Origin of the sequence: Neorhizobium sp. BETTINA12A, assembly GCF_023006485.1 — a bacterium.
In the GTDB taxonomy this organism is placed as follows: Bacteria; Pseudomonadota; Alphaproteobacteria; order Rhizobiales; family Rhizobiaceae; genus Neorhizobium.
Genome location: NZ_JALBGW010000045.1, coordinates 1 through 11,628, shown reverse-complemented (window position 1 = coordinate 11,628; position 11,628 = coordinate 1). Strand labels below are relative to the sequence as shown.

General features: G+C 61.9%; 11 protein-coding genes. 5 read left to right on the top strand and 6 right to left on the bottom strand.

Translation table 11 applies throughout. The features are described from left to right. Positions 1-19: 19 nt before the first annotated feature. The 3 genes from MOV61_RS13825 to MOV61_RS13815 all read right to left on the bottom strand — a co-directional run bounded on the left by MOV61_RS13825 (position 20) and on the right by MOV61_RS13815 (position 3,525). Positions 20-934: an ABC transporter permease gene (locus MOV61_RS13825; RefSeq protein ID WP_247136963.1), complete on the bottom strand. Its 915-nt coding sequence runs from the start codon at positions 932-934 to the stop codon at positions 20-22. A gap of 173 nt (positions 935-1,107) precedes the next feature. Next, the gene (locus MOV61_RS13820) at positions 1,108-2,397 is read right to left on the bottom strand and encodes a PotD/PotF family extracellular solute-binding protein (protein ID WP_038547544.1); all 1,290 of its coding nucleotides are present in this window, start codon (positions 2,395-2,397) and stop codon (positions 1,108-1,110) included. Between the two features lie 36 nt (positions 2,398-2,433). After that, the gene (locus MOV61_RS13815) at positions 2,434-3,525 is read right to left on the bottom strand and encodes an ABC transporter ATP-binding protein (protein ID WP_038547547.1); all 1,092 of its coding nucleotides are present in this window, start codon (positions 3,523-3,525) and stop codon (positions 2,434-2,436) included. A 240-nt stretch (positions 3,526-3,765) separates the two neighbouring features. Between MOV61_RS13815 and MOV61_RS13810 the strand changes: the two genes are divergently transcribed. Next, positions 3,766-4,494 (top strand): GntR family transcriptional regulator, encoded by a 729-nt coding sequence (locus MOV61_RS13810; protein ID WP_247136962.1) that lies wholly within the window; start codon positions 3,766-3,768, stop codon positions 4,492-4,494. Here the strand turns inward: MOV61_RS13810 and MOV61_RS13805 are convergent. The 3 genes from MOV61_RS13805 to MOV61_RS13795 form a co-directional block, all read right to left on the bottom strand. Beyond that, positions 4,491-5,048, bottom strand: a complete 558-nt coding sequence (locus tag MOV61_RS13805; protein WP_038547550.1) for a nucleoside 2-deoxyribosyltransferase — start codon at positions 5,046-5,048, stop codon at positions 4,491-4,493. The genes MOV61_RS13810 and MOV61_RS13805 overlap by 4 nt on opposite strands. Positions 5,049-5,163: 115 nt before the next feature. Next, the gene (locus MOV61_RS13800; RefSeq protein WP_247136961.1) at positions 5,164-6,267 is read right to left on the bottom strand and encodes an NADH:flavin oxidoreductase/NADH oxidase; all 1,104 of its coding nucleotides are present in this window, start codon (positions 6,265-6,267) and stop codon (positions 5,164-5,166) included. A 97-nt stretch (positions 6,268-6,364) separates the two neighbouring features. After that, positions 6,365-8,239, bottom strand: a complete 1,875-nt coding sequence (locus MOV61_RS13795; protein WP_247136960.1) for an adenine deaminase — start codon at positions 8,237-8,239, stop codon at positions 6,365-6,367. 267 nt (positions 8,240-8,506) lie between these two features. On the opposite strand from MOV61_RS13795, the gene MOV61_RS13790 reads away from it, so the two are divergent. From MOV61_RS13790 to MOV61_RS13775, 4 genes are all read left to right on the top strand, one after another. Continuing rightward, positions 8,507-9,547 (top strand): ABC transporter substrate-binding protein, encoded by a 1,041-nt coding sequence (locus MOV61_RS13790; protein WP_247136959.1) that lies wholly within the window; start codon positions 8,507-8,509, stop codon positions 9,545-9,547. 90 nt (positions 9,548-9,637) lie between these two features. Continuing rightward, positions 9,638-10,462: an ABC transporter permease gene (locus MOV61_RS13785; RefSeq protein WP_247136958.1), complete on the top strand. Its 825-nt coding sequence runs from the start codon at positions 9,638-9,640 to the stop codon at positions 10,460-10,462. After that, positions 10,459-11,250, top strand: coding sequence for an ABC transporter permease (locus MOV61_RS13780; protein WP_247136980.1), 792 nt, complete (start codon positions 10,459-10,461; stop codon positions 11,248-11,250). The genes MOV61_RS13785 and MOV61_RS13780 overlap by 4 nt, the downstream gene beginning before the upstream one ends. A 6-nt stretch (positions 11,251-11,256) precedes the next feature. Continuing rightward, on the top strand, positions 11,257-11,628 hold a 372-nt coding region (locus tag MOV61_RS13775), incomplete at its 3' end, for an ABC transporter ATP-binding protein (RefSeq protein WP_247136957.1).

The following is an 11,628-nucleotide window of genomic DNA, read 5'->3' as shown; positions in this document are numbered from 1 at the left end:
CTCAAAGCTCCCCTTTTTCCTAAAGTTCTTTGCGGATGTCGACGATGCGAAGAATGCCTGCGACCATCAGGAGAACGAGGACAAGCAGCACGACCGCGTTGGCGGCGGCTGCCGGGTATTGGAGCAGCGACATCTGGTTTTTCATCATCAGTGCCACCGAAGCGCTCTGGCCGCCCGACATCACCTGAACCGTCGAAAAATCCGCCATGACAAGCGTCACGACGAAAATGGTGCCGATCGCCATGCCGGGCTTGGCAAGCGGAATGATGACGTTGGTGAGGATCTGGGTGCTGGTGGCACCGGCGTCGCGCGCCGCCTCGACCAGCGATTTGTCGATGCGCATCAGCGTGTTGAAGATCGGCGTCACCATAAACAGCGTATAGAGATGCACCATCGCGAGCACGACGGCAAAATCCGAATAGAGCAGCCATTCGACCGGTTCTGGGACGATGCCTGCATTGATCAGCGTCGTGTTGACGAGGCCGTTGCGCCCGAGCACCGGAATCCACGAGATCATGCGGATGATGTTGGATGTCAGGAATGGCACCGTGCAGACGAGGAAAAGCACCATCTGCATTGCGGTGGTGCGGATGTGAAAGGCCAGAAAATAGGCGACCCAGAAACCGACGAACAGCGTGATCGCCCAGACCAGCAAGGCGAATTTCAACGTGTTCAGGTAGGTCTTCCAGGTCACCCACGAACCGAGCGTCTCGGCATAGTTCATCGACAGGAAGTCCGGATACATCTGGGCGAAGTCGTAGTCCCAGAAGCTGACGACTGTAATCATCAGGATCGGCAGCAACAGGAAGGCGCCGAGGATCAGCGCCAACGGCGTCGCCTGGAGATAGGAGATCAGCGCCGGCGACAGACGAAAGCTTCTGGGCTTTGTGTTCTCTTCGGCCGTTTCCGGCTCGGATGATGCGATCGTCGCCATGTCTTGATGTCTCCCTGGGTTTGCCCCTCATCCGCCCTGCCGGGCACCTTCTCCCCGTCGGGACGGGGAGAAGGAGACTAGTGGTAAGCCGCTCGGTCCTCTTCAGTGCCTGCTCGGGGCACGTCCCCTCTCCCCGCGAGCGGGGAGAGGGCTAGGGTGAGGGGCAACTTTGTTTACGCAGCGATGAACTCGTTCCAGCGGCGGACCATGTAGCGGTCCTCGTCCATCACCGAGTTCCAGCAGGCCACGTGGCCCATGCGTTCCTCGAAAGAGCCGCCATCGCGCACGGCGCCTGCCTTTTCCATGATCTTGCCGTCCGGAGCGACGATATCGCCCTTGGCCGGCTTGCCTTCGATCCAGTAGCCCCATTCGTCGGCGGACATGTGTGCCTTGGCGGTTTCCATCGCGGCCGAGTAGTAGCCCTGACGGTTGAGATAGGCGCCGACCCAGCCGGAGGTGTACCAGTTGATATATTCATAGGCAGCGTCGAGCTTGGCGCCCGAGAGATGGGCGGCAAGGCCCAGACCGCCGCCCCACGAGCGGTAACCTTCCTTGAGTGGCTGATATTTGCAGGCGATGCCCTTGGAACGGACGGCGGCGACAGCCGGCGACCACATGGACTGGATAACGACTTCGCCAGACGCCATCAGGTTGACGCTTTCGTCGAACGACTTCCAGAAGGCGCGGAACTGGCCGGCCTGCTTGGCCTTGATCAGGAAATCGATCGTCTTGTCGATTTCCGCCTTGGTCATGTTGCCCTTGTCGACATACTTGATGTTGCCCATGGCTTCCATGATCATCGCGGCATCCATGATGCCGATCGACGGGATGTTGAGGATCGATGCCTTGCCCTTGAACTTCGGGTCCATGATGTCGGCCCAGGTCGAGATTTCGCGGCCGACCAGGTCCGGGCGGATGCCGAGGGTGTCGGCGTTGTAGATGGTCGGAACCATCGTGAACCACTTGGTTTCTTCCTTGGCGAACGTCTTGTCGCCGGGCTTTGCGACGTAACCCACCGTGTGCGGCGCGGTGCCTTGCGCGATCACGCTGTCCGGCTTCAGCTTGCCGTTTTTGAACAGCGGCACGATCTTGTCGTAATATTTGAGCTTGGTCGTATCCATCGGCTGGATGACGCCGGCCGGATAGACCTTCTTCAGGATCCAGTACTCGATATCGGCGATGTCGTAGGAGTTCGGCTGGGTGACGGCGCGCTGGGCGGCTGCGTCAGAGTCCGTCGCGGTCATTTCGAGCGTGATGCCGAGGTCGGCCTTGCACTTCTCTGCGATCGCATTGAGGTTCGAAACGCCGGTGCCGAACTGGCGCAGCGTGATCGGGTTCTGCGCCCAGATGGTCGGGAAGCCGGTGATGGCGCCGGAGCCGGCGGCAAGACCGGCCGCAGCGGACGCCGTCTTCAGAAGCGTGCGGCGCGAAATGCCCTTTGTTGGTTTCTTGGTCTCAGTCATTGCCTTGTTCTCCTCTGGTTGAGTTTTTTGGTGGCATCAGTTCTTGAGGCGGCCGAGGACGATGGCGTCCTCGCGGCCCCAGGAAAGCGGGATCGCTTCTCCGACCTTGACCGGATTGGCGAAAAATTCAGCATCGGTCAGGATCGCGGTGAAATCCTCGATCCCGGCGCCGTTGACCGAGAGCTTCACCGAGGAACCGCGGTATTCGACGTTGGAGACCGAACCGGTGAAGCCGAGGCCTTTTTCGGAAGGCTGGCCGATACGGACATGGTCCGTGCGGATGGCGATATCGGCCACGTCGGTCAGCCCGGCGGCGCCGTCGTCGGTGGCGAGGAAATCGCCGCCTGCGGGCACTGACAGCATCAGCTTGTCGCCGGAACTCTGCGTCACCCGGCCGGAGATGACGTTGTGGTCGCCCATGAACTTGGCGACGAAGGCGGTCGCGGGTTTTTCGAACACCACGCGCGGATGGGCGGCCTGTTCGATACGGCCATCGTTCATCACGACGATCAGGTCGGCGAGCGCCATCGCTTCTTCCTGGCTGTGCGTCACGTGCACGAAGGTAATGCCGAGCGAGGTCTGCAGCTTCTTCAGTTCCGCGCGCATGCGGATCTTCAGGAACGGGTCGAGCGCCGAAAGCGGCTCGTCGAGAAGCAGCGCTTCCGGATCGGTGATCAGCGCGCGGGCGAGTGCCACGCGCTGCTGCTGGCCGCCGGAAAGCTGGGCCGGGCGGCGGGTCGCATAGGCTTCGAGCTGCATCAGCCGCAGCATGTCCATCGCCTTGGCGCGCCGCTCGTCCTTGTCGACGCCCTTCATCTTGAGGCTGAAGGCGACATTGTCGACGAGGTCGAGATGCGGAAAGAGGGCGTAGGACTGGAACATCATCGCCGTGCCGCGTTTCGCCGGCGGCAGGTCGGTGACGACGGTATTGCCGAGGCGGACGTCGCCTGAGGAGATGCTCTCGTGCCCGGCGATCATCCGAAGCGTCGAGGTCTTGCCGCAGCCGGAAGGCCCGAGCAGGCAGCAATAGGTTCCGGCGGGAATCTTCAGGCTGATCGCATGAACGGCAGTGGTTGTTCCGTAGATCTTAGAGACTGAAGCGATGTCGATTTCGGCGGCTTTGCTCATCAGGCGCTCCCTTGCGTCTGATATTGTTATGCATCAGCCATGCCAACTTGATTAAACGTCCGGAAAGACTTGAATTTACCTGAAAGGGTCAGCGGCGAAGTTTTGTCGGTGCGCAAAAATCAGGCGATCGTTTTCGATCCGTTGGGCAAATCGTATGCAATCTTGGCGTTGGATCAAAAACAAGTCGCTTGGCATCCTGTAGACACTCGGGTTACAAAGGCCGTACATTGGACCGCAGCAATGAATATCAGCGAAAAGATCAATCTTACCGATACGACGCCCGAGGATCGCTCCCCGGAAGATCGCTCCATGGCGATCCGGGAAACTTTACGCAACGCGATCATCGATCGGCGTCTTGCGCCCGGCACCAAGCTGTCGGAAAGCGAAGTCGGCTCTCTTTTCGACGTCAGCCGCACGGTTGCCCGCGCCGCGCTGCAGATGCTTGCGTTCGAAGGCCTGGTGAAGACCGAGCGTAATCGCGGCGCCTTTGTTTCCAATCCGTCTCCGGAAGAAGCGCGTCAAATTTTTGCCTCCCGCCGGCTGATCGAACCCGGCATCGTCGCAGCCGCGGTCGAGCGCATCACGCCCGAGGATATCGCGGAATTCCGCCGTCAGCTCGACGAGGAAGAGCGTTATCTGAACGAACGGGGTCCGGCTGCGCGGCGCGCCGAGATCAAGGCGTCCGGCGATTTCCACCTCATGCTGGCTTCCGTTGCCGGCAATGTCATCCTGCAGCGTTTCATGGATGAACTGGTTGCACGTTCGTCGCTGGTGATCGCGCTTTACGGCCGTTCCGGCGTGTCGAGCTGTGGGCATGCCGAGCATAGCGCCGTTCTCGACGCCCTGGAAAAGGGCGATGGCGAGCGCGCCGCCAAGCTCATGATCCACCACATCGACCATATCGAAGCCGATCTCGATCTTCAGCTGAAGCAGGGTCTTGGCCTTAAGGACGCCTTGTCGCTCGCCTAACCGCGCAAGTGTCGCAAGGCCTCGGTATAAGCGGCCAGGTCCCTTTCGGGATCGGCTGGCAGTGCCGCGGCGCGAATGACCCGGCCGCCACCTTCCTCGATGCCGACATCGATCATCAGATTGTCAGCCTTGCCATGGTTCTCGATCGACAGCCCGTCCGGGCCGCGAGGACGACCGCTGCTCTCGTCGATATCGAGCCCGGAATACCAGATCGACCGCACCCGAGTGCCATAGTCGTCGGGATGGTTGGTATAGGCCCAGACCCGTTTGCCGAGCGCGATCATGAAGCCGATTTCATAGACGGTGCCGGGATCGGCACTGATGCCGCGAAACGGCGTGATATTGGCGAGGCAGACATCCGCGCGTCGCATCGCGCCGTCGTTGCGCTGGTAGATCGCGGCTGCCGTCAGCTGGCCTACGGGCGCCTGGTTCTCGTCGCTGCCGGGACCGGTCGGCTCAAAACCGAAGCTGCGAGCAAGCCGGCGTTTTTCGCCCATCACGGTCTGGGCATCGGGCAAAAATACTTCGGGGCCGGCGAGATAGATGGTGGGCATGAAAATCCTTTGATGAATCGGTCAGCACCAATGTTCCATAGCGTCCTGTCCGGCGCATTGCGAGCATGAATGCGCCGGTCGACTGGCTTGAACCGCCGAAGAGGCCTGAGTCCCTTCAGGAGGTAAACAGGTTCCTGAGTTGCGATGGCTGGCAGCGGAGATATTGCGGTGCGGGCTTCACCTGGGCGCCGAGTTCCGCCGCGGCATGCCAGGGCCAGCGCGGATCGTAGAGCACCGCACGGGCGATCGCGACGATATCCGCGTCGCCGGTCGAAACGATCGCTTCCGCCTGCGTCGGTTCGGTGATCAGCCCGACCGCCACCACCGGCATCTTCACCGCAGCCTTGACGGCGCGTGCCAAGGGCACCTGATAATTCGGGCCGAGCGGGATTTTCTGCTCGATATGCAGCCCGCCGCTCGACACGTGAATTGCATCACAGCCCTTCTCGTCCAGCATCTGGGCAAACGCGATGGTCTGGTCGATGTCCAGGCCGCCCTCGACCCAGTCGGTCGCCGAGACGCGCACCGTCACCGCTTTGTCGGACGGGAAGGCCTGACGCACGGCATCGAAAACTTCCAGCGGAAAACGCATGCGGTTCTCGAGCGAGCCGCCATATTCGTCGGTCCGCTGGTTGGAGAGCGGCGACAGGAACTGGTGCAGCAGGTAGCCATGCGCTGCGTGGATCTGGATCGCATCGAGGCCGATCCTTGCCGCCCGTACGGCGGAAGCCGCAAACGCGTCGCGCACCTCGTTCAGGCCTTGCCTGTCGAGCGCGACGGGGGCCACGTATTTCGGATTGAAGGGGATCGCCGAAGCCGATTGGGTCTGCCAGCCGTTCGCGTGGTCCGGGGCGATCTGGCTGCCGCCGAGCCAGGGCTTGTCGGTCGAGGCCTTGCGGCCGGCATGCGCCAGCTGCACGGAGATCGGCATGTCCGACCATTTGCGGATGCTGTCGAGCGTGCGGGCCATCGCCGCCTCGGTCGCGTCGTCATAGAGCCCAACATCCGCGTAGGTGATCCGGCCTTCCGGGGTGACCCCCGTCGCCTCGATTGTCAGAAGCGCTGCGCCGGAGAGCGCGAGCTGGCCGAGATGGATAAGGTGCCAGTCGGTCATGCAGCCGTCCTCGGCCGAATATTGGCACATGGGCGCGACGACGATGCGGTTCGAGAGTTCGAGATTGCGGACGCGGATCGGAGAAAAGAGAGCAGGCTGGGCCATGATTGAGTTCCTTTGCGCGATGGGAGGCGCCGGCAAATCGATCCCGGCGTTTTGGCAAATCAACAGGCCCTCATCAAGTCACGCTGACGAGAGCGGCCTACCAGACGACCGGGTGCGTTTCGCCGGTCAGCACGTTGACGAACCCCTGCGGCGCCCGTTCCGATGGCGCCACCAGCACCCAGCGCCATGGCGAGCAGGTCAGCGTCGCAAACGACAGCCGCTCCGGGAAGCCCGGCCACCAGCGCGGCGAGAAGGTCGGCTCGTACATCCAGTCGATCGTTTCGCCCGCCTTGTAGAGCGCCTGCATTTCCGCATCCAGTTCCTCCGCCGAGCGCGCCGTCATAAGCCCGCCGACCTCGTAGTGGACGTGGGCGATCACCTTGCCGCCGGAAACCAGAACCCAGCCGCCCTGCTGTTCGGCAAGCGCATTGGCCACCATCGCCATTGCCTCGTCCGAGGAGCCAACCACCCAGATATTGTGCTTGTCATGCCCGAGCGTCGAACCGAGCGCCGTATTCGGCGTGCGCGGTCCGGTGCCGAGCCAGAACATTTTTGACACTTTCGCCTCGCCGGAGAACCGGTCGACGATAGAGAATTTCGTGACGTTGCGGTCATGGTCGCGCTGGACGGCGCCATCCCTGACCGGCAGTTCCATGGTGATGAATTCGTCCGACCAGTGGAAAGGGCGCAGCAGGGCTGCATTCGCCGTGGCGCGACCGGCCGGCGCCTCGATGCGGAAATCGGCGGCGGTCACCTGGCGGTCGATTTTCACCGTCTTGGTCGCCCATTCGGGCCAGTCGATCTTGGGCCGGGTGCCGGTAAATGTCCTGCCTTCCGAAACCGGCGCACCATCCGCCCAGACCTTGGCGATCGACAGCCTTTCGACATCGTCAAGCAGCACGATATCCGCAAAACGGCCGGGTGCGATCGACCCGACCCAAGGCGTCAGCCGCATGTGCCGCGCCGGGTTGAGCGTCACGCACTGGATGGCGATTTCCGGCGAAAGGCCGTTCTCGATCGCAAGGCGGACATTGTAGTCCGTCGCGCCCATCTTCAGCGTGTCGGAGGCGCTGCGGTCGTCGGTGACGAAGCCCACCTGCGACCAGTCGGCGAGGTTTTTCTCGATGAGGCCCTTGATCACCTCCGGCAGCGAATGCGGCCGAAGCTCGATGAACAGCCCATGCTGCAGCTTCTGCCAGATCTCATCCAGGAACCATCCTTCGTGATCGGAGGCAAGGCCCGCGGCGGCAAACGCGTTGATCGAGGCCAGGTCGCGCAGGCCCGCGCCATGTCCCTCGACCACGCCACGCTGCTCGAAGGTAGCGCCGATCATGCCCCAGAGCCGGTCATAGGAGGGGTTTGAGGGATCGGAGATCGACGGCCAGTCCATCACTTCGTCGAGGCCGGCGACCATCAGGCTTTCGCTCATGAACCGCTTCTGCTCGTCATAACCGAAATAGCCACCGCCCCATTCATAGGCCGTCGGAGGCACGGCCGAGCCCGGCAGCGGAAAGATCTTCATCGGCGAGCCGCGGCGGCGGGCCTCAAGCCAGAATTCCAGGTTGCGGGCGCCGTTGACGTTCGAGAATTCGTGGCTTGCCTCGCAGGTCCAGGTGACCCCGTGCGGCATGACAAGCGCCGCTTCCCATTCCGGTGTCAGGTGGGAACTCTCGATATGTTTGTGCGCCTCCCCGAAACCGGGAACAGCAGAGAGATCAGGCTCGTGGCTATGTTCCGCCACCTCGCCCGCAAAACTGCCCGCCGGTCCCACATAGGCGATCCGCCGTCCCTTGATGACGATCTCCTGATCCTTGAGCCAGGTCCTGCTGTGGACGTCGAGCAATCTGTCAACCCTCAGCAGCCGGTCCGCCGGCCGTTTGCCAAGCGCGGTCAGCACTAGGTCCTGGCGGATACGGACTTCGTCGGCCGCGTTGATCAGCAGGTCGTCGGGGAGGGGAGCGGAAACTGTCATCGGAGGAATGCCTGTCGGTTCTGGTCGCCGGACCCTAAAGGCGATGCCCGGATGTGTAAACCATCGCAAACCGTGCATCGGCTGCCGCCTGATGCCCGAAATCAACCTCCAGTATGAGATGGTTCAAGCCTAAAGAAATTTGGGTCTTGACTGCCTATGCCTAATAATTGGGCTTGCGGGCGGGCCGTTCAAAAAATAGTATCGCCCTCAATTCCCGGGGGTGCCCCAGGGGAGCATCAACGCCGCTTTCGCAAAAGGACCCGCCTCATGAAGGCCACTCGTTTCACCCAATTGGCAACTCTTGCTCTCCTGGCGACGCTCGGCGGCACGGCAACGGCAAGCGCCCAGTCGAAGACTCTCACCATTTCCTGGTGGGGCTATAACGGCGAGAAGATGACCGCCAACATCATCGACCCGTTCAAGAAGATCTGCGGCTGCGACATCGTTTTCGAAACCGGCAACAATGCCGACCGCCTTAACAAGCTGAAGCTGCGTGACGGCAAGGGCGTCGATGTCATCTACCTGACCGACAGCTTCTCGCAGCTCGGCATCGAGCAGGGCCTCTTCCAGCCGGTCGATCCCGCGAAGATCCCGAACCTCTCAGAGATCTACGAACTCGGCCGCGCGCCGCAGGGCAAATACGGCCCGGCCTATACGATCGGCCGCATCGGCCTCGTCTACGACTCGGCCAAGGTGAACCCTCCGGTCACCTCCTGGAACGATCTGTGGCGCCCGGACCTGAAGAGCTCGGTCTCGCTTCCGGGCATCACCACCACGGCCGGCCCGATGGTCGTGGTGCAGGCCGGCAAACATGCCAGCGTCGATCCTTATGCCAGCACCGACAAGGCCTTCGAAGCCGTCGAAGCCCTGAAGCCGAACGTGGTCAAGAACTACAATACCGGCTCCGAACTGGTGAATTTGATCTCGACCGGCGAAGTGCGCGTTGCAATCGGCCAGGATTTCACGCTCGCCTCCATGCAGGCTGCGGTGAAGACCATGACCTGGGCGAAGCTCAAGGATGGCGATATCGCCACGCTGAACACCGTCAACATCCCGAAGGGTTCGACAAACGTCGAACTGGCCCATCAGTTCATCAACTTCATCCTGTCGAAGGACGTGCAGCAGAAGGAAGCCGAGCAGGGGGTCGATGCGCCGATCTCCACCAAGGTCCAGCTCACGCCGGACCAGGCGAAGATCTGGACCTACGGTGCCGATCAGGTTTCCAGCCTGAGCCGTGTCGACTACGCCAAGATGAACGCCGCCAAGACCGATTGGATCGACCGCTGGAACGAGGTTTTCGGCAAGTAATCCCGGATGTCGCCTGACCGGCCACATGGTTGAATTGAAAACGGAGCGCCGCTATCAACGCGGCGCTCCTGCCTTTGAGAGAGACTGTCGATGAACAAGTTTGCCAGATGGAGTTTGACGTTGCCGGCGACGATCGCCGTCGTCCTGCTTCTGGTCATCCCCGTCGTGCTGACGATCGCCACCACGTTCGGCGAGGCGGCCGGTCCGTTTTCCACCTATACGGCCTTCTTCAAGAGCGGCTTTCGCATGGCCGTCCTCTACCGAACCCTTCAGGTCGCCCTGATCACCACGGCGATCGCGCTCGTGGTCGGTTTCATCACAGCTTACGTCATCGCCCAGATGCCGGGACGCCTGAAGAGCATCATGATCGTCGCCGCAGTCTTTCCGCTACTGACCGGCGTCGTCGTCCGCTCTTTCGCCTGGCTGATCATCCTCGGCAAGAACGGCATCATCAACAATGTCCTGATGTCGGTCGGACTGATCAGCGAGCCCCTGTCGATGCTCTACACGCAAGGCTCGGTCATCGTCGCGATGGTCTATCTGTTCGTACCGCTGATGATCCTGACACTGGTCGGTGTCTTGGAGGGAATCCCGCGCGATCTCATCGAGGCGGCCACCTCGCTCGGCGCCCGGCCGATCCCGACCTTCCTTCAGGTCATCCTGCCGCTCGCAGCTCCTGGCCTCATTGTCGGCGCGGTGCTGGTCTTTACCGGCAGCTTCACCTCCTATGCGACACCGCAGCTTCTCGGCGGCGAAAAGCAGATGATGATGGGCACATTCCTCTACCAGCGCGCCATGGTGACCTTCGATTGGGTCGGCGCGTCGACGATCGCCGCGATCATGGTGGTCATAACCATCGGCGTCGTGCTCATCATGAGCCGCATGGCACGCCGTCTCAACCCGATGGCAGTCTGATGGCGACGCGTATTCATCCCCTGCTCGGCGCTTTCGCCGTTCTCGTCTTTTTCTTCCTGCTCGCGCCGCTGGTGATTATCGTCGGCGCGGCCCTCAGCGACACGACATTCCTGACCTTCCCGCCGCAGGGGCTGACGCTGCGCTGGTTCGCCAACATCTTCCAGATCGAGGCTTTCCGGCGCACGGCGATTACCAGCCTGCAGGTCGCCATCCTCGGCACTGGGTTGTCGCTGCTGATCGGCATTCCGGCGGCTTATGCGCTCAATCGTTATCGGGTCGAGCTGCCGCGCTGGCTCTCGACGCTGTTCGTGCTGCCGATCCTGGTGCCGGAAATCGTCTTCGGCTTCGCGCTCCTGAAGTCGATCACGATAGGTCTCGGCCTGCCCGTGTTCGTCAGCCTCGTCGTCGGCCATGCGTTGCTGATCCTGCCCTATTCGGTGCGGGTCGTCGGCGCCAGCCTCGCCTCCTTCGATTTCTCGATCGAGGAGGCCGCGAGAAGCCTCGGCTGCCCGCCGCTCAAAACCTTCATGACCGTGGTGCTGCCGAACATCCGCGCCGGGGTCATCGCCGCCTTCATCCTGGCCTTCATCACCTCCATCAACGACGTCTCGGTCTCGGTCTTCCTGACCGGACCCGGCATCTCGACGCTGCCGATCCAGATTCTCGCGCATATGGAGCAGTTCTTCGACCCGACGATCGCTTCCGTTTCCGTGCTTCTGATGCTGGTGACCGTCGGCGTCATGGCGATCGTCGAAGCGACGCTCGGCCTCACATTCCTCACCAAGTAGGTTCCCGTGACCGTATCTCTGACCATCGAAAACCTCTCCGCCCACTACGGAACCACCCAGGTTCTGAAAGACCTGTCGATTTCCGTTGCCGCCGGTGAACTGGTGTCGCTGCTCGGCTCCAGCGGCTGCGGCAAGACGACGACGCTGCGTCTGGTGGCGGGTTTCCTGCAGCCGACCAGCGGCCGGATCAGGCTCGGCGACCGCGATCTGACGACGTTGCCGGCCCATGCCCGCGATATTGGCCTCGTGTTCCAGAACTACGCGCTTTTCCCGCACCTGAGCGTGCTCGACAATGTCGCCTTCGGCTTGAAACAGCGTGGCCTTTCCAAACCGGACCGGGCCAGGCGGGCGATGGCGATGCTGGAGCGCGTCGGTCTC